At 40.3% G+C, this 25959-nt stretch carries 20 protein-coding genes; 1 reads left to right on the top strand and 19 read right to left on the bottom strand.

The annotated features are described in order from the left end of the window. Positions 1-6: 6 nt before the first annotated feature. The 4 genes from D0T60_RS15030 to D0T60_RS15015 all read right to left on the bottom strand — a co-directional run bounded on the left by D0T60_RS15030 (position 7) and on the right by D0T60_RS15015 (position 7192). Positions 7-1404, bottom strand: coding sequence for an IPT/TIG domain-containing protein (locus D0T60_RS15030; RefSeq protein ID WP_163218956.1), 1398 nt, complete (start codon positions 1402-1404; stop codon positions 7-9). Between the two features lie 113 nt (positions 1405-1517). After that, the gene (locus D0T60_RS15025) at positions 1518-4037 is read right to left on the bottom strand and encodes a glutaminase domain-containing protein (RefSeq protein WP_163218951.1); all 2520 of its coding nucleotides are present in this window, start codon (positions 4035-4037) and stop codon (positions 1518-1520) included. Between the two features lie 115 nt (positions 4038-4152). Then, positions 4153-5967: a glycoside hydrolase family 2 protein gene (locus D0T60_RS15020; RefSeq protein WP_163218950.1), complete on the bottom strand. Its 1815-nt coding sequence runs from the start codon at positions 5965-5967 to the stop codon at positions 4153-4155. A 136-nt stretch (positions 5968-6103) separates the two neighbouring features. After that, the gene (locus D0T60_RS15015; RefSeq protein WP_163218949.1) at positions 6104-7192 is read right to left on the bottom strand and encodes a family 43 glycosylhydrolase; all 1089 of its coding nucleotides are present in this window, start codon (positions 7190-7192) and stop codon (positions 6104-6106) included. A 407-nt stretch (positions 7193-7599) separates the two neighbouring features. On the opposite strand from D0T60_RS15015, the gene D0T60_RS15010 reads away from it, so the two are divergent. After that, on the top strand, positions 7600-8070 hold the full coding sequence (locus D0T60_RS15010; RefSeq protein ID WP_163218948.1) for a hypothetical protein: 471 nt from the start codon (positions 7600-7602) through the stop codon (positions 8068-8070). An 88-nt stretch (positions 8071-8158) separates the two neighbouring features. On the opposite strand, the gene D0T60_RS15005 is transcribed toward D0T60_RS15010, so the two are convergent. The 15 genes from D0T60_RS15005 to D0T60_RS14935 all read right to left on the bottom strand — a co-directional run. Continuing rightward, positions 8159-9340, bottom strand: coding sequence for a DUF418 domain-containing protein (locus D0T60_RS15005; protein WP_163218947.1), 1182 nt, complete (start codon positions 9338-9340; stop codon positions 8159-8161). Positions 9341-9480: 140 nt separating this feature from the next. Continuing rightward, positions 9481-10074, bottom strand: a complete 594-nt coding sequence (locus D0T60_RS15000; protein WP_163218946.1) for a hypothetical protein — start codon at positions 10072-10074, stop codon at positions 9481-9483. 79 nt (positions 10075-10153) lie between these two features. Then, positions 10154-10696, bottom strand: coding sequence for a hypothetical protein (locus tag D0T60_RS14995; protein ID WP_163218945.1), 543 nt, complete (start codon positions 10694-10696; stop codon positions 10154-10156). Between the two features lie 188 nt (positions 10697-10884). After that, positions 10885-11883, bottom strand: a complete 999-nt coding sequence (locus D0T60_RS14990; protein WP_203558354.1) for a GGGtGRT protein — start codon at positions 11881-11883, stop codon at positions 10885-10887. 7 nt (positions 11884-11890) lie between these two features. Next, positions 11891-12274, bottom strand: a complete 384-nt coding sequence (locus tag D0T60_RS14985) for a four helix bundle protein (protein ID WP_163218944.1) — start codon at positions 12272-12274, stop codon at positions 11891-11893. A 43-nt stretch (positions 12275-12317) separates the two neighbouring features. Continuing rightward, complete coding sequence (locus tag D0T60_RS14980; protein WP_163218943.1) at positions 12318-13019, bottom strand: iron-sulfur cluster assembly scaffold protein; 702 nt, start codon at positions 13017-13019, stop codon at positions 12318-12320. Positions 13020-13506: 487 nt separating this feature from the next. Further along, the gene (locus tag D0T60_RS14975; protein WP_163218942.1) at positions 13507-16056 is read right to left on the bottom strand and encodes a BACON domain-containing protein; all 2550 of its coding nucleotides are present in this window, start codon (positions 16054-16056) and stop codon (positions 13507-13509) included. Positions 16057-16124: 68 nt separating this feature from the next. After that, the gene (locus D0T60_RS14970) at positions 16125-17549 is read right to left on the bottom strand and encodes a fimbrial protein (RefSeq protein ID WP_163218941.1); all 1425 of its coding nucleotides are present in this window, start codon (positions 17547-17549) and stop codon (positions 16125-16127) included. A gap of 16 nt (positions 17550-17565) precedes the next feature. After that, the gene (locus D0T60_RS14965; protein ID WP_163218940.1) at positions 17566-18618 is read right to left on the bottom strand and encodes a fimbrillin family protein; all 1053 of its coding nucleotides are present in this window, start codon (positions 18616-18618) and stop codon (positions 17566-17568) included. 35 nt (positions 18619-18653) lie between these two features. Beyond that, the gene (locus D0T60_RS14960; protein ID WP_163218939.1) at positions 18654-19742 is read right to left on the bottom strand and encodes a fimbrillin family protein; all 1089 of its coding nucleotides are present in this window, start codon (positions 19740-19742) and stop codon (positions 18654-18656) included. A gap of 21 nt (positions 19743-19763) precedes the next feature. Then, a complete protein-coding gene (locus tag D0T60_RS14955; protein ID WP_163218938.1) occupies positions 19764-20849 on the bottom strand; it encodes a hypothetical protein in 1086 nt (361 codons plus the stop codon). Further along, complete coding sequence (locus D0T60_RS14950; RefSeq protein ID WP_163218937.1) at positions 20846-21886, bottom strand: FimB/Mfa2 family fimbrial subunit; 1041 nt, start codon at positions 21884-21886, stop codon at positions 20846-20848. The genes D0T60_RS14955 and D0T60_RS14950 overlap by 4 nt, the downstream gene beginning before the upstream one ends. A 74-nt stretch (positions 21887-21960) precedes the next feature. Further along, the gene (locus D0T60_RS14945; protein WP_163218936.1) at positions 21961-23550 is read right to left on the bottom strand and encodes an Mfa1 family fimbria major subunit; all 1590 of its coding nucleotides are present in this window, start codon (positions 23548-23550) and stop codon (positions 21961-21963) included. 74 nt (positions 23551-23624) lie between these two features. Beyond that, the gene (locus D0T60_RS14940) at positions 23625-25229 is read right to left on the bottom strand and encodes a hypothetical protein (RefSeq protein ID WP_163218935.1); all 1605 of its coding nucleotides are present in this window, start codon (positions 25227-25229) and stop codon (positions 23625-23627) included. Between the two features lie 42 nt (positions 25230-25271). Then, positions 25272-25959, bottom strand: a 688-nt coding sequence (locus D0T60_RS14935) for a tetratricopeptide repeat protein (protein ID WP_163218934.1), incomplete at its 5' end; no start/stop codon positions are given.

Below are 25959 nucleotides of genomic sequence, written 5' to 3'. Positions count from 1 at the left end.
ATATAGTTATTTGGGCATAGTTATTTTGCGAATTCGTTTGTTCGAACGATCGGCAACATAGAAAACTTTTTCATCTTTGTCATACACAATACCATTAGGACGATCAAATTGAGCATCCCTTAGCTCTCCATCGACATATCCATGACTTCCAGGTCTTCCGGCAAATGTGCTGACAATGCCTTCGGGAGTGATTTTACGTATGCAATGATTGATTCGATCGCAAACATAGAAATTGCCTTCTTCATCAAAAGCTCCCTGGTAAGGTTCTTCGAAACGTGCTGCAGTAGCTACACCGTCCCTGTGTCCTTTTTGATCTGGATATCCGGCAAAAAGAACCGGTTGACTCAATTCTTGTGTTTCACGATTGTAGTATGATTTAAGAATATAATGTCTGTTGATTACTACTATGTATGCAAAGTCACCACTGGGATGGAACTGAATGTTGAACTCCCATCTTACATCTTGTATTTTAAATAACTCTTTGGAATTTTCTTTTGCTCCAACCGGATTAGAAACCCCACTCCATTTAAATACTTGTCCTTGTTCATAGCTGTTAAAGAAGTAAATATTATCTTGTGGATGTACGGCTCCTCCGTTACATTGTTGGGAATTTATAGCCCGGTCGAAAGATAAATTTTCTCCTTGAAAATTATCTGGAATAGTGAATTTAGCCGTACCCAAGTCATTCCACGAACCACCATCATTGGTTACATATAAATATTTCCAGTCTGTGGAAAAAGAGGCTGTTCTAAAACGACCGAATCCGTTTACTTTCCCTGATACTGTGGTTACATTTGTGTGATTTTTATCAATGAAACGTATGCCATATTCCTCTTCCAATACATATAAATTTTTATGCTGATCAAAAGTTAGCCAGTTAGGATCACTGAATTGAGCTTCATTGATGGGACCGTCTATTGAAGATGATTTCCCTTTCTCATCAATAAATCCACATAAAGTAGAAACAAACGGAGTAATAGCATACTTGAACTTATCAGTAGTTTTTGCTTCTTTCATGTTCTCTCCTTTACCTACCTTTATGGTGATTATACCTTGTTCTGCGTCGTTTTCATCCAATTCAGGTTGATCTTGCGGCAATATAGCGTAAACCATATCACCTGAAGCGCTAATAACATTTAGTTCAAGTCCATACATCGTAATTTTGATAGCATCCGGATTACTACCAAAGTTCGATCCTTTAAAAAGTATTTGTGTACCTACTCCTCCTGTTTTAGGTTCGAAGGAGTTTATAACTACTGGTTGTGAAGGGTCATGGGGGACATCCGGTCTTTGAACTTTCTCTGCAATGTCCGATCCGTCACAGCCTGTAAAGAACACTGCTGCCATGCACATAAGCACTACCAATGTTCGTTGACTGATTTTTTTAAGATCTTTTTTTCTCATTAGTTTCTCTGTTTTTTTAATTAAATAATAAAAGGTTAATAAAAGTGATTTAGTAATTAGTAATCGGCAGATAGTAGCTAAGATGAATATAGCTACTATCTACCAGCTTCTAACTACTGTTTAGTCGTATGTATCTTCTCCATCAATAACTTCATATAATATCCTCCCACTACTGAACGTGCTTTGAAGTTCATCATCTTTCCGGTATGTGTATCGTGCCAGTCGCTGATGGGTACACGCGAGGTTGTTTCATTGGCATATACATAAATGGGAGCGATGAACTTCTCAAATGTAGCCTGATCTTTTGCCAGGCAGGCAGACCACAATACCCAATCGGATTTGGTGTAATCTTTGCGAGAATCGAGTGGCATACTATACTTATTCTGCTTGGTTAAGTAGTAATTAACTTCTGTTTCCGCTATTTGAGAAGGGAATATATTCCAGTTGAATACCTTATCCCATACCATGTTGTATTTCTGACTCCAAGTGCCGCTTTTGTCGAAAGCTAATTTGTAGTGATCGCCATCGTTGGCCATCTTTTCCCATTCAATAGCCAGTTTCTTGGCAGCTTGATTATATTTGGCAGCAAGATCATCTTTGCCCAACATACGCGCTATTTCTCCATAACCGGCAATGGCCATGATGGCTTTCATTGAAAGGTTGGCGTTGTGAGCCAGGTGTCCGGCAAAGTCGTCGGTACAAAGTTGGTTTTGAGGGTCTAAACCGTTTTCAAGCAGGTAATTGGCCCAGGTGGATAGTGTTTCCCAATGCTTTTCCGCGTAACTTGCGTTTCCTTCTATTAAAGAAATGGCAGCGGCCAGTATAACCATGTTTCCGGCTTCTTCTACAGGCATGTCTTCGCCGTAGAGTTGTCCGTTGGCGATGGGATAGGTGCCCAGGTCATGTGCGGGGTAGGGTTTGTTCCAACGTCCGCTTTCGCTGTAATAGAAGATGGAGGTCATCATTCCTTTCATCAACTCCGGGTTATAAATAAGAAAGAGGGGAGCCGATGGGTAGGTAAGATCCACTGTATTGATACAGCCGTTACTGTGGTTTTCTTTTGATAAGAACAACAAGTTGCCGGCATCGTCTGTAATAACTTTGTGTGCAGTGATGGCATGACGGTAAACTAAAGCGCAGATTTCGGCGTATTCTTTGCCTCCGGCTTGTTCCGCATCTTTCAGTAATTGCTTGTCGAACTCGCGACAACGATTCATCAAGAAAGGATAAGCGGTTTTGTATTTATCAAATGCATCGAATATGGTTACTTTGCCATTGTGTTTCCAGTAAGCCATGCGTCTTTTGTAGAAGTACTCGATGGAGTAAATATCGTCATAACCTAACATCAGGTAACCATCTTTTCCGGTACGGTTTACTTTACCCAGATTCTCGGTATAGGCCAGTGCAGGCATATCATCAATGTTACGGGTAATGTAGTTATCTTGTGTGGGCATCAATTTACCGGTGGAGATAAACTCTTGTTTCATTCCGTAATAGTTGCCGATGCTTAATGATTTATTGGCCTCATTAGCAGGAGCAGACAAGTATAAATATCCCCAGTCGATACGTACACCATCTCCTTTACGAATAGTATAAGGCTGATCGATGGTGCCTGACTTAATATAGTTCATTCCATTGTGGCTTACCATAGTAGATATGGTAGGTTGAGAAGGTTGATGAACTGTTAACTGAGGCGTAGTCTCAATATACACCTGTACATCATGTTCTTTCTTATCTAAAGAGCGAACACGGTAAGAGATGTAATTGATAGGGGTAGATATCAAGTCGATATCTTCCATCAATAAAGGAGCGGTAAATACCAAATCCAATTCTACAGGACCACATACAAAGGTGTAGAAAGTTTGTGTAGGAAGTACATCTACCGATTTCTGGATAGCTTCCTGAGTAAAATTGCTAATAACTGGCTGTTTGCGATAAAGCCCGAAATCAAGGTATGCACCTCCTGTAGTATTTTGGCAATGAGCAGCAATTACATTGGTTCCTTTGCGAAATTTCTTTTTGGCAGCGGCAGATAACTCTATGGTTACATCATTGTTCCAGGAATAATCCGTAGCTACCAGCTTTTCTCCATTCAGGTATAATTCAAAAACATCATCGTGAGAGTAACGCAGATAGATAGTTTCTTTGGTTAAATCGCGATCCAGTTCAAAGGTTCTGCGTACCCAGATGTCTTTTGTGTTCCATTCGGTATTGATGTATCTCATATCTTTTGTGCCGAAAGCTCCTTTGCCGGTTTTCCAGTTTGCATCGTTAAACTCGGCTTTCTCCCATCCGGCAGATGGTTGATTCATCGTGAATTTAGTCTCCCAATGTTTTTGATTGGCCATAGGAAGAAGGGTTTCCAGGTTCAATTTATCTTTTCCCATGAAGCGGTAAACTTTTCCATCTACGCGCAAAGCACCGATTAATGGGTGTTCTTCGGCTGTCCAGTGCTCAGTATTTCCTTCGGTCAACGTATTGTAGGGCGACCAAATGGCGAAATAAGTGTCTGAGGTTATCAATGGAACAGAAGGTGCCCTCAGTTTGATATCCTGACTGGATTTAAACAGATCGGTTGCCTGAGCGTGTATGCCCAGACAAACCAATGCTGTAATGATTAATAGTTTCTTCATTTAAGTGTTTTACGTTTAATTCCTAATTCACAATTAATAGTGTTATCCTTCAACAATCTTTTTCCTTCAACTAATACCCTTCTTCAATCTTTATACCTTATATCACTGATTACATTTACCTATTCAATGATTTGCTAACCTTCAAGTTCGCTTCTTTTATTTTTTGTTCGTCAACCTTTATCTCTTTTCTATCGTATGTTACCAATCCGTTTACTTCTTCTTCCACGTCTGTAATTTGAGTGTAGACTGCTGCTGAGAATCCTCTGCCGATTTGCTCAAGCAATGCATCTATGTATTTTAGGTATTCGGTGGTCACTTCTTCTTTGGTGTTGAATTGTACATATCCCCAGTTTTTATCAGGTTTCCAAAGGTGATCTTTCATCACTAAACCGATACCTCCATATTCTCCCAATACAGTAGCACGTTCCGGTTCATAAAGGAATAAGTTAGGACCCGGATAGTGATGTAAGTCCAGCATATCTCCTACACGGTAATGATTACCTCCACTGGCAGGGTTTACCAGGCGAGTAGGATCATATTCTTTGGTCCATTCCGCAATTTCAACAGTTTTAAACTGTCCCCAAGCTTCGTTAAATGGTATCCAAACGCCGATGGAAGGATAAGAGTAGAGATAATCCATGATTTCTTTCCATTCTTTACGATAGTTAGCTTCCGATTTAGGAGAACGTTTAGCATCTGCGCCATCGTAGTAATTGTGAGTTTGCCATTGAACAGGACCTCTTCCGCCGTTAGGCATGTCTTGCCATACGATTAATCCGATGCGGTCGCAATGAGTATACCAACGGGCAGGTTCTACTTTTACGTGTTTACGAGTCATGTTAAAACCAAAGTCTTTGGTCTTTTGTAAGTCATATACCATAGCTTCATCGGTAGGAGCAGTGTAAAGACCATCGGGCCACCAACCTTGATCAAGCGGACCAAATTGGAAAAGGTCTTTATTGTTCAGTTGTAAACGAACGATGCCTTTATGATCTCTATGAGTGCTGTATTTACGCATAGCGGCATAGCCGTTAACTTTGTCTACTTGCTTTCCGTTGTTGTAAAGTGTTACAGTCATATCATAAAGGAAAGGAGAATCCGGCGACCATAATTTCATATCAGAGATATTCAATTCTATTGGCATACCGTTTACAGAAGCTCCTGATGCAACCTGTGTTTTACCATCATAGAGTTTTACTTCTACTTTATCGGCGTAATGCTGATTGGCAGTTTCCACTTCCACAGTCAACATACGGCGATCAATGTTGGGAGTTGTTCTAAGATTGGTGATATATCGTTCTGATACAGGTTCTAACCATACCGTTTGCCAGATACCGGTTACTGGTGTATACCAGATACCTCCCGGACGTTCTACTTGCTTTCCGCGAGGTTGTTCTCCGCGATCGGAAGGATCCCATACTTTCACAGTCAGCGTATTGTTTCCTTTCTTAAGTACCGAAGTTACGTCGAAGTAGAAAGGAGTAAATCCGCCGGTATGTTGCCCAACTTTAATGTCATTTACCCATACATCGGCTTTCCAGTCAACGGCACCGAAATGTAATAAGATTTTCTTGCCATTCCATCCCGAAGGAACTGTAAAGGTGCGGTTGTACCACAATTCCTTATGTTCGCCAACTGTTTTTCCTACGCCTGAAAGAGAAGACTCCACAGCGAAAGGCACAAGGATATCTCCTTCGTAGCTACTTGGAGCAGCAGCACCCCGATCGGTGATAGCGTACTTCCAAAGTCCGTTCAGGTTTTTCCAGTCGGAACGTTCCATGATGGGACGAGGGTATTCGGGCAGTACATTTTGCGAATTAAGTTGTTCACCCCAAGGGGTCTTAATCTTTTCGCCTGCCGGTTTCCACTGTGCCCACGTCGAGGCACTTAATGAAATTGCTAAAAATGTGATAAGAAATTTTTTTTTCATAAAATGGTGTTACTAAATAAATTAATAATGTTGTATTTATATATATGATAAAGGGTATAGCATTCCCGTATAAACATTATTGTTTAAATAATATTTATAAAAACAGAAAGAATTATTTATTGAAATTTGGGTATTACTACTGAGTACCGGACATTAGAGGAAGGGGGGTGCCTTCTGTCGTTAAATTGTTTAATATAGGTATTCCCTCCTCATCCCATTCAATCTTGTGCAGTCGTGGAGAGCGTGAGTCTACTCCTCCGGGACCATCATTGGGCACTCTTCGGGCGTGATAGAGTAAGTACCATTCTTTTCGGTCGGGAGAAGGGACGAAAGATATTCCTCCGGGACCATGAATACTTTTTTCCGGTACTTGCTGTATAACCGGAAGAGGATTTTTTTTCCAGGATGCCGGATCGGTCAAATCGCTTTTAGCATCGGCGGTGAGAAGTCCCACACAGTAATAGGGAGTCCAGCTACCGCTTGCCGAGTAATAGATAAGCACCTTTTCCTTATTCTTTGAGAAGAAATATTGCGGAGCTTCATTTACATAAATGGGGTAGGTTGTTTTAGTACCGTCGGGGTTGACCCATTGCCGTTCCCATTCATATTCCGGTTGAGAAATTAAGATTCTCTCTGTAGATAATGTCCAGGGGTTTTTCATCTTTGCAATGTAAATGCATTGTTTCTCGTTGGTGATTCTTCGTTTCTGCCAGCCACACCATATCATATAGCGTTCTCCATTATGTTCGAAGGTACTGGCATGAATGGCCCAGTTATTATCTTTGTCGGTACTGACCCGACCTTTCATTATGAATTCGCCCTCGAATGGGTTGGCTGCTTCGTTTTCAATCACATAGATTTGGTGGTTATCCATGTTGCCATCATCGGCTGTATAATAGATGTACCATTTATTATCTATATGGTGAATTTCCGGTGCCCAAAGGTGTTCACTATTGCTTTTTTCTGTGGGAGTCCAAACCGTTTTTTGAGTAGCATTTCTTAAATCAGTAATGTCGGAGGTTTCCCAGATTACAATCTTGTTTTCCGATCCTTGTGTGTAATAGTATTTCCCATTATGGAGAATAGCCCATGGTTCGGCACCGGCATCTAATATAGGATTTGTATAGGTGGTATGCATGGCTGCGTTATTTTCCTTTTGCTTACCTTGCCAGCAAGAAGAACAGAGAAATAATATAGTTATAAACAATGTGATTTTTAAATTCATAGTACTTTCTGTATTAAAAGGACAACTGCAAAGAAAGCAGATTGATTTGGAATAACAAGAAAAAAGCTGTTCAAATAAGAGCAATAGCTGACCAAATTAGGTCTTAAATAGCTTTTTTGAGCCGACAAAGTGGCTTTTGAACAAATATTATTGTTTCTTGGTCAGATATTACTCTTTTATTTTTTTCGTTTTTATCATTCTTTGTGGAAATTGAAATGTAAGTTCATTGTCTGTTAAGGCATATATATCCAAAGAAAAGAATTCTTTGTATGAAACCAAAACCTTATAAGGGTGATTGGGTACAATTTTAATTTTGTCAACAGGTAGAAACTGACACTATATAGTGAAGTAGTTGCTTATATTTTTTTTATTATAGTATAAAGTCTTATTTTTGCAAAAAAAGAATTATGCACAGCACAACCGAAAAGATGGAATGCATCGTTATTATGCCCATCGAAAAAAACTATGATGGATATGAAACGGATCATTTTAAGAATGTCTATAATACCCTAATTAAGCCTTCGGTAGCACAAGCCGGATATCATCCTTTGCGGGCAGATGAAATTAATTCGGGTATCATAGATCATTATGAGATTATAAATAAAATAGTGAATGCTCCGATGGCTGTTTTTGATTTAAGTACCTGGAATGATCGAATAATAACAGGGTTGAAGATCAGAAAATCATTCAATAAGCCAACCATTGTACTTAGTGATATTTATACGCCTAAGTTTTTTAATTCAGACAATATCAAATATCTTGAATACAAAAAGGATATGAACTCTCCTGTTATGTTTTACACACAACTGACTATTGCAGAAAGTATAAAAGAACTTTCGGAACAGGACGGAAGAGAGGGTATCAAAAGTCCCAATTAATGATAAAATACGATTTGAACACAGAGACGCGGAGGCACAGAGTCTCTCATTTTTAGTGAGTTAAATTCTCTGTGCCTTTGTGCCACTCTTAGTTTATTTTTACCCAGGTTGCCTTTTTCCATAAATACTCCAATGGCCCCTGACGATGTGAACGAAGCCACCAACGACAGAAAAAGAGTTGTATGAAGAAAACGCCAATCCCTATAAGGAAACATACTGTGATGCCGGTGTGTTGGTAAAGTCCTAATCCCCAATTGTAAAACAAGAATCCTCCGAGTAAGGATTGTGATAAGTAGTTTGTCAGGCTCATGCGTCCATAAGGTGCCAAATGGTGGAGTATGTGTTTAAAAGTTGTCAGGTAATAAACGAGTATGACTCCTGCAAACAGTATTCCTGTAAATGCAACATTCGAAAGTGATTTTAGTATAAGGGTAGAGGGGACCAATAGTGCTTCTCGATTAATGAAATCGGGAAGTACAGCTATTAAACCATACAGTGGGAAAAAGGCTACGACAGCCAGAATAAATACTTTAATCCACAATCTTATGTTTTTCTCGGAATAGGTGAATGTGTGGTTGCGTCCTAATAGCATACCTATCATAAATAATCCGGCGGTTTGGGTAACTCTTCCGTGCAATAACATCCAACCCATATTAGCCACATTGCCCGTCCATATAGCTGTTTTGCACATTTCGAAGAAAGAGCCTTCTTTTTGTGCGGTATTAATGATTTCCCAATAAGGAGCATCGAGCTGGGCATTTATCTTAAATGTAGGATCAATGAGTCCGTAAATGATTTGTCCCCATTCCAAAGGTTGTAGAATAAGGATGGCCGCTATAATTGCCACTGTGCGGGTAGAAAGCCGACAAACTGCAATCAGTACATAGCCCACCAGTGCATAGAGCATCAATATTTCGCCGGGGAATAAAGTAGAATTAATGCAAGCTATAAAGAATAGTAATATTAAACGCCAAGCAAAACGTGCCCGGAAATCTTTTCCTTTTTCTTTTTGTGAGTTATCTTGAATAAAAAAACTGAACCCAAAAAGCAAGGCGAAAATACAATAAGCTTTACCGGAAATGGTGAAAAACACACTATCCCAGATTACCCTATCTGTAAAGAGCAGAAAGCTATTGGTTTCTTCCGGAAAACTATAAAGACTGAACCGTTCGATGAAATGGATAAGGGTAATTCCCATTACGGCAAAACCTCGTAATACGTCTGCTATTTCTATACGATTGTTATGAGGTAGGGTAGTAGATGTTTGCATGCTTGTTTAAAATTTAAAGTATTAAAATATTCTTTTGTTTGAGAGGCAAATTTAGGGGAAAGTTTGCATGCATTTGAACAAATTCAGGTCAATAAAAGGTAAAAAATGACCATTTTGGGGTAGGGAGGAGGGGATTGGGATTAAAGTCTTAATCTTATTTGTGTATCAATAAAATATAAATCATTATCTATCCCATAAAGCACATTATTGGGAACAGCATCAAACACTTCATAATTGTCATTGTGAAATTCGTCTATATAATCCATTTCAAAACCTAATGCTTGCATATAAGTAGCTATTTCTTTTTCTGTGGCTTCTCGTTCTGCTATGATATAAGGCTGTATGATAACTGCGCAGAACTCTTGTTGACTGTTATAAGAAAAGCCAATCATTTGATAGGGTACATTGCAAAAGAACTTGTTGTGAGCGGTAATGCGAATGAAGAAATTCTCTAAGTCATCGCCTGCGTACTCAAAATTGTTTAGTTTGACTACTATGTTATCTTTATCTCCAGTATAAACTTCATTCTCTCCTCCTTTGCTAAGATACTCTACATTTAGCTTAGAGAGAGAAACCCATAAGCCATTAGAATTAGAGAATGCTATTAATTCTCTTATTTGCTCTCTCTTATAGCTTTCTGCTGGTTCAAACGCTCCTGTTGTTTTCTTTTTTCTTCTAACGACACTGGCTGCTTGCTCCAAGAGGCTATTGATTGGCAGGTTCGCTCTATCCATGCTTTGTGAAATTCATTGATATATTTCATAACCGATTAATTATGAGTTTATACAAAAGTAAGTAATTAATTTATTAATCTTACTGTATATTCATCATTTTCATCTCTTTTAAAGAATATAAAAGAATTTGTGGCACATCACTCTTATCATATTTCATGTTATTATTAGTATCTTCATATCCGGTGATTACTATTATTCCAGTATGTTTATTTACTATATAACTGTCGACAAAGAAGTTGGGATTAGTTATTTGTTCGGTGGTGCTGCCATCTACTGAAGCTATTGTTATTTGATAAGGAGCGAACCAAACAAGCTTATTTCCTATGTTGCTTACTTTTATTATTACTTTATTGATTCCTAAAGAATCTATTTTCACATGTTCAACGTTATTTATGAATCTATTTTTAGAGAATGTAACTTCTTTAATCTTGCCAGTTAAAGTATTGATGAATAGCAAATTTTCATCTTTTCCGGATAGCTTCGAATAATTCTTTGAAGAGCTTATTACATACTCAGTACCTTCAAGTTCCATTAGTTTACCATGAGTGGAATAATTCCATTTGCCTTGTGCGTTAACAGGTAAGATAATCCATGTGAATAGTAGTAAGAATAACTGTTTCATAATTCATTGTTTATTAGATTCCTATTAGCAAAGATAAACAGAAGAATCTGACTGAACGAATAGAAGAAACATGAATAGGTAAATGGAGGGATTGACTGGGTGAAAGGGAATTTTGTGTGGGTAGGATATGAATAAAAAACTCCTGCAAATTACAAACTTGCAGGAGTCTTTAATAAATATGTGTCTGATTACTTCGCAGCAGCTTGTGCAATATCCACAGCTACAGCTACAGTACAACCTACCATTGGGTTGTTACCGATACCTAAGAATCCCATCATTTCTACGTGAGCAGGAACAGATGAAGATCCGGCGAACTGAGCGTCTGAGTGCATACGGCCCATAGTATCAGTCATACCATAAGAAGCAGGACCGGCAGCCATGTTGTCTGGGTGAAGTGTACGTCCTGTACCACCACCGGAAGCAACAGAGAAGTATGGTTTACCGGCTAATGTACGTTCTTTTTTGTAAGTACCTGCCACTGGATGTTGGAAACGAGTTGGGTTGGTAGAGTTACCGGTGATAGAAACATCTACACCTTCTTTCCACATGATAGCAACACCTTCGCGAACATCATCGGCACCATAGCATTTTACTTTCGCACGAGGACCGTCAGAGTAAGCGATTTCGCGAACTACTTTCAATTCACCTGTAAAGTAATCGAATTCAGTTTGTACATAAGTAAAACCATTGATACGTGAGATGATTTGAGCAGCGTCTTTACCCAAACCGTTCAAAATACAACGGAGAGGTTCTTTACGTACTTTATCTGCTTTAGCAGCAATCTTGATTGCACCTTCGGCAGCAGCAAATGATTCGTGACCGGCAAGGAAAGCAAAACATTTAGTTTCTTCGCGAAGCAACATTGCAGCCAGGTTACCATGACCGATACCTACTTTGCGGTCTTCGGCTACAGAACCAGGAATACAGAATGCTTGCAAACCAATACCGATAGCTTCGGCAGCGTCAGCAGCTACTTTGCAACCTTTCTTAATAGCAATAGCAGCACCTACTACGTAAGCCCACTTTGCATTTTCGAAACAGATAGGTTGAGTCTCTTCACACGTTTTGTAAGGGTCAATACCAGCAGCATCACAAATAGATTTTGCTTCTTCGATGCTTGCAATACCATTAGCGTTCAACGTTGCGTTTATCTTGTCGATACGACGATCGTAACTTTCAAATAACATGATTCTTTTAATTTTTAATTTCTAATTTTGAATTTTGAATGGATTGGCATGTTGATTTAGTTATGGAGGTAAGAAGCTTTAATAACTCTTCACATTCCGGATGTAAACTGTCGAATTGTTTTTGCGATATAAAATCAGTTTCTACTAATAGCTCTAACCAGTATTGGGTTTCCCCTGTTTCCTTTAAAGAAATATACATTTTAGATAGAAAATCTTTTTTACTTTGCGCATTTGCAGCTTCTCTGATGTTTGCTCCGATGCTGGTTCCACTTCGTAAAATTTGCTTAGACATTACAAATTCATATTTTTCATCTTCCAGATATTTATATAAATTGATAATCCTTATAGCAAATCGCTTACTTTTTTCGACAACAACATTGTCTTGCTTCATCAACTAAACTATTAATTCAACATTGAACATTCAAAATTAAACATTATTCTTCTCTCGGATCAATGAATTTAACTGCTCCGGCTTCTTCTGTGAAACGACCGTAAGTACCGGTTACTTTTTTTAATGCTTCATTTGCATCTGTTCCTTTTTTGATTTCGTCCATAAAACGACCCATGTGTACGAATTCATATCCGCAAATTTCATCGTTCTTATCAAGAGCAAGACGAGTGATGTAACCTTCGGCTACTTCAAGGTAACGAGGACCTTTTGCCAATGTACCATAAAGTGTACCTACTTGGCTGCGAAGACCTTTACCTAAGTCTTCCAGACCGGCACCGATGATCAAACCACCTTCCGAGAAAGCACTTTGAGTACGTCCGTATACAATTTGAAGGAAAAGTTCGCGCATAGCAGTGTTAATAGCATCGCAAACGAGGTCGGTATTTAATGCTTCCAAGATAGTTTTTCCGGGAAGAATTTCTGAAGCCATAGCGGCAGAGTGAGTCATACCCGAGCAACCGATAGTCTCGATAAGAGCTTCTTGGATAACACCTTCTTTTACGTTCAATGTTAATTTGCAGGCACCTTGTTGAGGCGCGCACCAACCCACACCGTGTGTTAAACCTGAAATATCAACAATCTCTTTTGATTTTACCCATTTTCCTTCTTCTGGTATGGGCGCTGGTCCATGATTAGGACCTTTTTTCACAACACACATGTGTTCCACTTCGTGTGAATAAGTCATAATTAGCCTTTTTAAGTGAAATAATATAATTAGTAACCACTGTATTTTTTAGTTGAGTGCAAAGGTAGTCGTTTTATTTGGTTACGCAATTTGCTTTTTGATACTTTTTTCAAGATAAATACCTATTAATGGAATTAATTATATTCAGAATTAGTTCATATAGGTTAGGTTTTGAGTTAATTCACCACAGAGTTACGCAGATTAACGCAGAGGATTAAGTTTTAGTTCTATGCAGCATTGTGTTAAAAACTCTGTGTTAATCTGCGTAACTCTGTGGTTCAAATTCAATCCTTTCCATAACCAACAAAAAAACCCTGCCACGCCTGGCAGGGTCACTTTAGCAAAAAACCTATTTTACATCATTCCCGCGCTTCACAGCGGGGTTACGCTGACATCTTAATTCCCGGGATTTCTATTTCCCGCCGGGAACGGGAATTTTCTTTCTCAAAGTCTCAAATCACATCTTTCAATAAAAAAATGAATCAAGTTACTCCCGAACACAGCGCGTGCCAATGTAAATACCTGATGTTGAGTTGTAAAAGCCCTTAGTATAGCCACTAGTACCCGCGTTTATATTGAAGCTCGTAAAGCCTCCCTGCGCCCAGAAGTAAGCCATATTCTTTTCTTTCTTTCCTGGTCCTGCTACGGTTCCAAAACCAGCCATGGGGATAAGGAATACTTTAGTAGTACCAGAATTTTTTACAGTCGGCACATACCAAGTATTTTTATAGTGAGCAGTCTTGCCATCCCAAGTAGTCAATTGCTTACCAGCAGTACCGGTAAAAGTAGCCTCATTGAGAAGATAGTGCATTTCATTACCAGATGTCACATAACCACCATTTTTAGTGCCGCTTATAGACAAACGGCAACCGGGAGGGCAAGCATCATTGGCGTCTTTGCTACTCTCAAAGAAAGCTCCCCTGTTTACTTCATTAAATGTACCAGCCACACCTGTTGTATAATTAGAAAAAAATCCGTTATCTTCTGCTCCTAAGTTACGATCTAACCAGTTTATACCATTCATTACCATTATGTCATAATAGAAAATCTTACTATTAAGGTAATCTGCTCTATAGGTAACAGCTTTATTTCTCAGTTCAGAAATTATTCCAATCTGATGAGCGGTAAATGTTATTGGAGTAGCACTACCACTTTTAATTGTAATCGTACCATCGTACCATTTACTTCCACCGCCCGAAGCATTTACCCATATAGTACCACCACCAAGTGTTTTGTTAACTTCGGTGAAATTTAGTTTACCTGCTGCTTTTCCTGTAGCTTCTACAGTCCAGGCTTTTGTCGCATTTTCTATTGTTAAATCAATCCTATATTTAAGAATCGTATGATTAGGTGATTTTACATTGTTAAAATGCAGATGACCTACTCCGGTCCTACCATCGTTAGGGAAGCCTACGAATTTGGTTTTAAGAGCATAAAAAGAGGTAAATACATTTTTATCCGGATACTGAACATAATTAGTAATAGTAGCACCTACGGCAGGACGGCCGGTTTTTTCATCCCATTTATAGAGGTAAATTTTAGCTGTAATTACCGGTTTTACTGCTTGTTTTATCTGCACCTTAACCTTCATTCTTCCGGCAGTGAAGGTTATAGCTCCGGTTCTTACAGTGTTGGTGCTAGTATTGTTCGAAAGAGCTTTGATAGTAAATACTTTGCCTTCGGTGGCAGTGCCGCTGTAATCTCCGCTGATAATGGAAAAGTAAGTGCCTCCGTCTTGGGTTAGCTTGGCTGTCCAGTTTTTGTTTGTTTTCAAGGTGAATGTTTTTTGCACACCTCCATCGGTGTCTTCAAATTCCAGGCTACTGGGTGTTACTCCCAGGTAGTCGGGCCCATCGATACTAACATTAGCATGGTTGCCTTCATCCCAGGGCATAACTTGGGCCGTCATATTGATGGGGGCACTATTTAATGCTTTTTCTTCGTCGTCGTATCCTTTTTCGGTTACCCCTGTTATCGTAACCTGGTAAATATGGTTGCGAAGAATGTTTAGCCACTTTTCAGTTCCATCAGCCTTGTTTTTCTCTATAAAGTCGATGCGATAGTAGGTAACGGGGCTGTCGGTTCCACCATATTTACCTCCAATAATCAAACAGGGGTTTTTTACCCAATTGCTTGTTCCATAATCGCCCTGGGTGGCAGCCTCCAGTACATATATTTGGTTTTCGCATTTATTTGTGTCGGTGACACCATTGGTCACAACACTGATACTACCCGATGCCCCCGTATTATTTACAGGAGTTGGAGAGCCTGGCAACGAGGGGAGCTCGCTAAACGAGGGGGGCTCGCTATTTGTATTTGCAAACGGGTACTTGTCACTTTCGGGCACAATGCGTCCTTGGGTATTGTAGTTATAGAAAGATACTTTTGTTAGTTCGAAGGTACTGGTAGGCACACTGCTTGCTACCGACACATTTATTTTTGCATAGATGCGTGTTAGCCCGGTACTTTCGGGGGTGTCGTCGTCGGGAAACTTCTTTTTATCTGCTGTTCCTGTTCCATTGCTTTCCACCGTTACATTTACATTCTTTAATGATGCCCACATGGGAATTACTCCACTGTCAGTATCCGAAAGCGTAAACTTTCCTGATTGCGTAAAGACTAATGCTGCGGCAGCGTCAGCTTGAGTTGTGTCATCTACAACAAGCGAGGCTGCTTCTATCGAGGCTCTGGCATTGGCCACCAGCATAAAGTCGTAGTTACCTGCCTCCAGCGTGGTTCTGAATTCCACCACTTTGTCCGTATCTTTGTAAGTAGGTGTTACCTGTATTATTTCTTTCAGGTTGCCATCTTTAGCAAACACCAATAGGTCTAACTGGCGTACACGATTCTCGTCGAGTGAGCCAGCCGTGCCTCGTGTGGTAATTATTGTAGATGCCGGAAGCTCTGCCGTAAAAACTATTTCGGCCGTGCCCGTATGGGTTGTGTCCAATTCTTGCTCGATGGAGCAAGAATTGAAGAGGAATAAACTTATTAATGCAATAAGTATAGGGGTTAATATGGTGGTGTTTTTGTTCATTTGTTCATTCTTATTTAATTCGTTTCGAGTTAATTCGCCACAGAGTACACATTTCCTCGCTATTTACCTTACTGTTTCACATTCACTCTCACCTTCATTCTTCCGGCAGAGAACAGTATATAGCCTTCTCTTTTAACGCCTCCACTTGCTGTAACCTTGATCGTTAATGTTAGATTTTCTCCTGCATTACCTGTTTTTGCGCCGTTCTTGAAAGTAAACCAAGAGCTGGAGAGTACAGTTCCATTCGTATTGTAATATTCTGCTTTCCAATTGAGGTTCGATTTTAGTGTAATATTCTGTTCGCCGCCGGCAGCAGTATAGTTGAGGACCGATGAGTTTACTCCCAGATAGTAGGGTCCGTCTACGCTTACATCTGCGTATGGGTTGCTATCCCAAGGTGTTATTGTGCTGGTTATTTTAGAGTTAGAGGGTATATAGTTTAATGCCTCTGCCGCAGTGTCGTATCCTCTACCGGTTACAGCGATAATATTAACCTTATACAGATGATTGCGCAATATATTCAGCGGTTGGTTAGCTGTACCAGCTTTGTTTGTTCCGATAAAGTCGATGCGGTAATATGTAATGGCTTGGGAGGTTCCACCATATCTGCCACCAATAATCAGGCACGGGCTTGTTTTCCAGCCGGTAGTATTATAAGGAGTGGTAGTAGCTTCCAATACATATATTTTACCTTCACATTTGTTTGTGGCGGTTGGAGCAAAGGTATAAGGACTTACATCCGCGCCTATAGCCGTATTGTTCACGGGAGTTGGGCTCGCTGGCAACGAAGGGTTGTTGCTCGCTGTTGTTATCGGATAGTTTGCCTCTGCCGGCACAATACATCCTTTGGTATTGTAATTATAGAAAGCTACACTTTCCAGTTTAAAGGTAGTTGTTATTATACTGTTTGCCAATACATCAATTCTTGCATGAATGCGCGTTAGGTTTATATCGAACGTTGTTTTATTGATCTTTCCATCTGCCATAGTCACATCTTTTAGCCGTGCCCACATGGGGATAACACCCGTGTCGCTATCACCTAATGTAAGTATGGTTGAGGAAGAGAAGATCAACGCTTTCGCAACATCTGCCTGAGATACGGTTTCGTTTTCGGTAAATGAAATCAAAGATCTTGCATTGGCCACCAGCATGAAATCATAGTTGCCGGCAGTCAGGCGAGTTCTAAACTTAACCGTTTGATGAATTGCATCCGTATCTTCGTTGTAAGTGGGTTTTACCTTTTTTATTTCTTTCAGGTTACCATCTTTGGCAAACACTAACAGGTCTAACTGCCTCACACGGTTCTCGGCAAGTGTTCCGTTGGTGGCTCTTGTGGAAGCCTGCTCCATTGCCGGTAGTTTTGCCGTAAAGGTTATTTCGGAAGTACCTACATCGGGCGCATCCAACTCCTGCTCCATGGAACAAGAGTAAAACAGGAATAATGCCATCAATAATAATGGTATCCGTTTTAGTATGGCTTTATTTTTATTCATGTCTGTTACGTTCTAATTATAGTTCTTCTTCAATCTTGTAAGTATCGTCCCAATCCAAAATATGCGCTTCAAAATACACTCTTTTATCTTTGAACTTAATCACGTAATTAATCCACTGACCCATTTCCCAGAAATAGTTTCCGTTGGCTGCGGAGTGGTCATCTAAATATTCGGTGAATATTTGATCATCTCCGCTACCTATTGTGTATTTAATTTCAAGCTGTGTTCTGTTTGTTCCATCATTTGTAAATTGGGCAACGGTATGCGGAAACATAAAGAGGCTGAAATCTTTATCTCCGTTTTTAAGAAAGGTAATTTTTTTTGTTTCGTCGGCAGTATCATCCGCAATGGCTTTATTGTTTGGCGAAGCAAGAGCAAATGTATAGTCTTTTCTTTCTGTTGATCCTTCGATAGCTTCCCATGCAAATGTAGTTCCCGTAGCCAACGTTCCGCCCAGCGTATTCATTGCTTTATTTATTTTGATGCTTGTTATTATCACATCGTCGGTTATACTCGCAGCTTTCTCGGCTCTAAAAGTGATGCGCGATAAAACATGCTGAAATTTAAAGGAGAGGGCACCAGTAAGATCAGTATCAGCTTCAGTACAGGGTCCTACCTCTCCAAACAATAAATCTTTTTGATTGTTGGATTCCGTCGGTAGTGTATACTTTACCTCACAGTTAAGAGCCGTATTGCTGGGGGAAACTGTCAGATTCTCGCCGGAAGCCGCCGGCGCAAAAGCATAAAAAGAGAGTGATTTGTTTCCGGCCGGCCACGGATACGCAGTTTCAAGGTATCCGTCTTTTACTTCCAGATTGTTTTCGCTTATATATGTAGTTCCCGAATACAATCCATAAAGGCTTATGTTGCCATGATAGTTTTTTCCGCCATCTTTCCCCTCGATAATTGCACCTCTGGTATCCTCGGGCGAGGAAGGTTGTTCCACTACCAGTCGGCCAAACTGGATGTATTTCACCTCCTCTGCCGAATCATTATCATCCTTACAAGCGGTTAGCTGAAGCAAGGCAACAACAGTAAGCAGAAATATTTTATATATATTTATTTTCATACTCCTTTGTACTCGTTCATTAAGAACTTGCATTATTAAATATGTAATTCCTTATCAATTGCCTTCCCCCAATCTGTTACAGTAATCGGATTGAATGTAATATAATGGGCATTGATGGTGATTTGGTAGTTTGTCCATTCGCCCATACGCCATGGAGTAGCAATCGGATTTTTGTCTTTATCTTTTAATGTCTTTAATTCGAAAGTATACTCAAAAGGGGCTGTACCAACTGTGTATTCTATTTTTAGTTTAGTATCAGTTCCAAAGTCATCGAGTGAATGTGGAAGCATAAACCAACTATCACCATCTCCGGCAGCAGCTGTAAATGTCAGATAAATAGCTTTGTTATTAGCATCAACAAATGAAGTTTTTATATCTACCGGGGTTTCCGGGGCACTTGTATAATCCAACACAAAATTTTCTGGAGTTGTAAGGTTAGCCCACGAAAAGCTTTTGCTTGCACTTGCTTTTATTGGAAGATCCGGTGATGTAGCATCATCAGCTATTGTACCAAATGACCCGTCAGCTTTTGTGTATGCACCTATCAACGTCAATTTTTTCAGTTGAACGTCCACTCCATCCTTAAATCCGGCTTTTTTAATCTGAAAGGTGATGCGCGAAAGAAGATGGTTTAACGTAAGCTCCACTGCAGCCGGACCTTCTCTTTCGCCACTTTTAGCATACAGCAAATCTACTTCACCGGTGTTTGTGTATGTCCCGGCATTGAAGGTTGTTGTACTTGCCGGCACATCCCATGAAGCCGGGTAAGTAGCCGACGAGAATGCATGAAAGTTAAGTGCATGATTAGGCCATTTTACTTCGGTATTCACTTCGGTATTAGCACCGTTAGTAGTAGTGGTATGGTTTTTTGAAACACCATTGGTATCGAATACGGCTGCCGCAGTTCCTCCTTCATCTTTCACTGCCAGCACTCTCAGGGGTTTATTCGCAGCGTATTTTCCTGCCGGCACAATAGAAGCTCTGGTTTTTATTTCGTTAATAATTTCCGTATCAAAGTTAAAGCGGATATTATTTGAGTTATCCGTTTCTATCTCATCGTTACTACAAGCGCTTAAAGATGCCACACTTATTAATAAGCCGTATAAAAAATTCCTCTGTATCATATCTTTTGTTTTTAAATCATCTTAATCTCCAAGTTCAATATCATTCCGTGATCCCCATTCGTTTACGGTTATGTTTTCGAATACTATATCATCATCTTCCATAACCGCACTGAGCGTAAGCCATACGTTTCGCGGAATTGTATAATCGTCCGGTGTATCTATACCCAGCATTACTCCTTCATTTCGCATTCCGGCATACTCCAGTACGAGGTCTATTCCTTGCCTTGAAGTAGGGTCGTTAAATACGATGGATGGAATGATGGTTCTTCCTTTTTCCAAAATGTAGAATGTTTCGTCTACATTATCGCCATCCGTATCTTCGTTTACAGTTCGCCAGGGGATTCCCAATTCTTCCGGATCAACACCATTGCCCAATATCCGGTGAGAACTGTTGCTACCTGTGGTATTATCTATCAGAACTCCGTTTTTATCTACCGGAAACAGGGGTACTTTTTCCGGTATATTATCTAAGCGTATGCCTGCAAGTTTGGCTTGTTTGTCTATCGATTCTGTTTTCAGGTTAACAGACAATCGTACGCCCAAGCGTTCCACTTCTATGGGGATGGGATAGGTTACTGTATCTTCTCCTCCATTCTTTCTGTTTACCCATCGTCTGTTCGATAATACTTTGAGCTTTTTGTAGATGATAGACATAGGTATCTCTTCGGTATCCAGAAATGCCGATGCCTTGAACCATATATCGTGTACTTCTTCCAGTTTACGAGTTTCGTCGAAGGCTTCCAGTGCGGCAGAAACGTCAGGGTCTTTATGCTCATTGGCCACCACCACCAAGTCGTAAGTGGTTTCGGGAGCTACATTAAAACGTACTATCTTTTCGTACGAGAGCTTTCCAAACCTAAAATTGTAAACGCACTTATGAGAGCCGGCAATGGTATCGAACATAAGTATGCGCAAGCTCTGTATGGTATCGTCCAAGCGTTCCTCCAAGGTAAAGGCGCGTGTTCTTTTTCTGCTTATGTCAACAGCTATTTCGCTGTCTTCTCCTACCGAAACAATGCCCTGAGGAACACCCTCTTGGTGGGGTGCGCACGAGAAGTAGGCGGTTGTCAGCAGTAAGCAGAATAGTATGTTATATAAATGTTTCATTTTTGTGTGTCTAAGTTTGCTTCTATATTCACTGTGTACCAATTGTTTACGATAATTTCCGAGTGTGCCCAGTTGTTTCGGTCTTTTTCGAATACAAACTCCAAGAGGTAATCGTGAAATATCTCCAATTGGAAGTTGTCGTAGTAGGCAGGGTTCTGCATAATCAGCGGAGTCAGTGGTTTGTTTATCAATACAGTTACTGCTCGGGTGGTGGCATCTGTCATGGTTATGGTCAGGTTCAGGTCGTCGCCCACCCATAAGCGTTGTGTATTGATATCTAAGTTGTGTGTGCTATAGTAAAGTTTACCAAGAACGGTTCTATAGTCATTAATCACCTCTTTGTTGTACCAACTATAGGTATAGTCCGGGCATCCGGAGGCGAATTGGTTAGAGAAGTTGCACACTCCGTTTCGGCCGGTAATGTGTGCTTCAATTTGGGTTCCGGTAGGTAATATACGATCAAAGATGGTACTTATCCGTATGTTGTTTGTATTTCTGGCGAAGTTAAGCACCTGATGTTTAGGGTGTCCGTCTAAGGTAACTACTACCCTGCGGTCTTCGTTTTTGGTATCGTTTTTATCGTTATCGTAGGCGTAATATACCGGCGATTGTATTTTATGATCTATGTGCCGGGTACCTCCGCACAGAATACGGTGTGTAGCAGCCGAAAAGCCGCTTGTAGTTTCTTCCATTACATACTCTTCGCCCGAGTTCATCCAGGCTACAATGGTATATGTGCCCCGGGTTAAGGTAAGGGTATGTGTGTAGTTTGTACTATCTAATTGTTCGGCATACAAACGTTCTGTTTGCAATAGTTCGCCCGATTGTTTGTACACGTATAGGTCTATACTATCGACAATCTGTTCAATAATATTCTCTACTTTAGGGTTGATGCTATGTTTAAATTCCAGCGTAAGCTCCTGGCGGCCTAATAGTGCATCACAGTCTACATCGCCTTCGCCAAGACAACCACATATATAGAGAGGAGTAAGGAGGAGTATTAAGAATGAAATTGTATGTTTAAAAACTGTGCGCATAATGAGTGTTTGTTTTTTATAGATTGTAATCAGTACCCGGCACAAGACCGGGTACATAGATATAAAATGAGTTATTAGCTACGAGGTCCAAGATCTTCTGATTGATCTATTTTTACCCAGTTTTTAACTATGATATTTGCGTGCATGAAAGGATTTGTAGGATCCAATGGATCTTTCTTTTCAGTATCTTCGTCACCGCCAGGTTTGTTGTATCCACAAGCAATGATAGAATTGATCATCACTTCATAGTAGTGGTTACGAACTACATCATAACATTCAGGATGTCCTTTTTTAGTATCTTCCAAAGGAACGATGTAGTAGCAAAAACCATTGGTGTATTTCATTAACTCGTAATCCTCTTTTTTAAGATTCAATCCAGCAGCATGTTCAGCATAAGCTTGAGCGTCAAGTTCATTTGTAAAGAAGAAGGTGTCTATATATTTACTTTTTTCACCGGCTAAAACTTCTTTTGTACGGATACGGTAGAAAGTTACTTCTGCAGTATTTGTAGCTGTTGTTGGTACACCGTCAGCTACACTTGTTACAAGCTTGCTTGGTATAAACACTGTTTCTATCGATAATAAAGTTGAATTACCATAAGTAGGAACTTTATTAGAGTTTTCTACTGCATAGAATGGTTTGCACGACAAATAAGTTTGATCTGCAAGAGCTTTAAAATCAGCAACGTTTACCAATTCTCCATTATTATTCATATAGTTTGGTTGAACATAGTTGGTTGAAGTACCACTCGGTGTTGGGAAGTCGGTAGTGCTATGCAAAGCAGGCCAGTAATTGTCAGGCATACTGGTAGTGTTAAATAAATAGTGGTATGGGCTTTGGAACATATTTTCTCCACCAAAGTATGGGAAGAAATACATTGCATCCGGATTGTTAGCTACACCATATTTAAACTTAGCAGCAACTACAGTACCGTTAGCTTTAGCCTCGTCAATTACAACTTTGTCTTTAGCTTCAAGTGCTACGAAAGCTTCTACTTTAGCCATAGCACGGCCAATATAGATATCTATGAAGTTCTTTTTATCTTTAACGTCAGCAATAATTTCTGCTTCTGTGGCTGCTTCAACATTCAACTCGGCATACTCAATTTGCGAATAAGTTTTATCAAACATTTCCACACCGCTGGTCATAAAGAAACCGTCACCTTTAACAGCACCAGTATATAGCGCGTTTTTAGGATCAATGTAAGTCTCAAACTTAGTTCTGTTAATGTCTTGAATATACTGATCCATAGCATCGATATGAGTACCTAAAGGAATAGTAAATGCAGGAGCATTGGCTACTGCCAAAAAGTAATGTTTACCTGTAGTTGTTTCGAAACGACATTGATATACGCCATTAGCATCTACCAATGTAGTGTTGCTTGGGTCAAATTCCACTACCTGTTGAAGTACCTTGTTTGAATTGAACACATAGATTGCACCATTGTAGATTTTCATTTCTTCGGGTGTAGCTGTAGCTGGTGCATAGTTTGCACGAGTTTTTGTATCCTCGAACTTCAAATTCACCTGTGCAAAAGCTTTCTCGCCTTCTACTACTGAAGGAAGTTCATTGCTACCTTCAATGTTTTCATTGTCTGAACAGCTGGCAAAACCCATTGCAGAGATTGCGCAAGCCATCATTACATACTTAAAATTCATTTTCATTTTTAATAAAAATTAGTTGTTAATAAAAAGTTATCTATCGTTTAATATTCAATAGCCTTTCGGCATTGTTTATTCTAAATTGTTAATCCGTATTTCCTAACTAAAGCACTCATCTCCGGATCTCTGTCGGCACGGAATCTTTTTGTTTCATCCATCTTGCAGGCTTCCTCCAATAACTGTATCGCTTGTTGGTCGTCTCCTAAGCGCGTGCTAAGTATAGCTGCCAGGTAATAGTTATTGGCACTCCTTCCTAAAGTAATGATTAGGTTGTATGCCCGTTTATTATACCCTAAGCAGGCAAGCGTCAAGGCAGTGTTGTAATCTTTATAATCAGTAAAGATGTCCAATGCCCGTTTGTACTCTCTGTTTCGCAGCAGTTGCAAGGCTGCTGTATAATCTCTCCGCTGATTGTCGGTAAAATTTGTATTACTCAACAAGCTGCCGTCTGCCAGTTCATCCATCGAAGAGATTACATAGCTCAGCGTGTCGGTTCGGCGGATGTTATAATTACTGCGGTCGGTGGCAGTGATGTATCCTTTCAGAGTCAACTTTAAGTTTTTTAAGTTACCCTTCACCGGATAGGGTCTTGTGTACCGATAAGTAAAGTTCCATTCCGGAGCAATGGTAGCATTGTAATGTGCATCGGGCTGGTAAGGAGTAGGAACCATGCGATTGAACACCTCTTCTTTACGGCTGCCTTTGATTTCGTTGAGTGCAATACGCTCGTGCATCACGTGCTCGGAGGCTATGCGGATGGAATCTTTTTCTTCGGGCAACAGGGGTTCAATATCTTGTTGTTTAATACCGTGCTGGTAAATATCACGATACTTGGCAGGCACGGTACCCAAAGTAATCTGCTTATGTACCGGGGCCGAAGCAAGTAGCTTCTTGCGCTTTGTACGATATTTGGCAGCATACAGTGTGGTATCTTGTCCCATCGAGAGCATACGCACAAGTTTGTTGTTATAAGCCCGATCGGATGTAGCTACTTTTTGGTTGAACTTTGCACGTTCCTGAATATTATAGAGGTCGTACTTTTCCTGCTCTGTCGCTTGCCATTTCAGGTATTCCTGATACTGACTCCAACGGGTGTAATAAGTATTCAGTTCTGCCTTACGGCGTCGCTCCAACTCCTGCTCTACAGCGGTATGGTTAATGAAAGCCGTATCGTAACCCATGGGGTCAATAATGGTGGCTACATATTCATTGTATCGTTCGTAATCTTGTTTTTGTTTCTCTATAAAGTTCTTTCCGCGCAGCACTACGTTTTCTAACTTTACCAACGAGTCGTTATGAAGCAGTTCCGGAGTAAGGCATATCTGGTAATCATCCGAAAGAAATTCTTTAGGGATTTTAATCACAAAGTCGATATTCACCTGACCTTCCCGAACAGGGGCAAAGCGTGCTTTGGATACCACCGTCACCGAAGGGATGGCGTATACATGAGTAGTATCCAGCCCTACAGGTTCGGTGGTTTCCACGTCAGCATCTACTTCTACCTCTTCGGTATAGGTTACATCCTCATTCAGCGTCCTCACACCTCCTGTTTCCTCTCCGTAGTGGGAGATGGTGATGCGGTTAGGCATCAGGAAAAGAGGTTCCGTGAGGTGGCTCGAATGTGGAGTACCACAAGATAAGAGCACCAAGAAGATTAGAATACAGGTGAGAAAGTATTTCATTAAATGAATGATTTGTTTGTTGAATAGATGATTGTTATTTAATTATCTTTTTCTTTTAGCTTCGTCTTCTCTGATTTTTGCTATTTCGTTCAGATTATGTGTAGCCTCTTTATTGCCCGATACTTGTGCTTGTTTCAAGATCTCTTCGGCTTTATCCAAGTCGCCTTGCAGTATATAGGCAACACCCAGGTTGTTCCAGCTTTGGGGGAAGGTACGTACCTTTTCCAATAGGCGGAGGGCACTGTTTACCTCGCCGTTTTCCAACAATAAGGCAGCGGTATTGCTTAGGGCAGTAGCGTCATTCTCGTAATACTTAGGAATAATTTCCATCATAATGCGTTTGTATTCGGCATTTTCTTTGCCGTAACTTTCAGCTAAACGGTACAGCTCCAGTTGAGAGAGGTTGCCCGGATTGGTATTCACCAATGAGCGTGCTTCGGCAGTACTGTAACTACGCACGGCATAGTCTACCTGATACTCCACACGGCGCAGTTCGGGGAACACATCGCGAAGCAATTGAGAGTAAACACCCAAACCTTTCAGACGCGCTTCTTTGGTATCGGGAGCGTCATAGCTGTCGATAATACTTAAGATGCGATCTTTCTGTGCAAAGTCACTGCTTTCGATACGAGCTTTCAATCCGTCCCAGTCTTCGGCTACCGATTTTACAGAGAAGATCTGTTCGGGAAGCATATAACGAACACGTATGTATTCTTTCAAAGCAGCGGCA

Origin of the sequence: Bacteroides sp. 224, assembly GCF_010500995.1 — a bacterium.
Taxonomy (GTDB): Bacteria; Bacteroidota; Bacteroidia; order Bacteroidales; family Bacteroidaceae; genus Bacteroides.
This window is presented reverse-complemented; position numbering and strand designations above follow the sequence as displayed.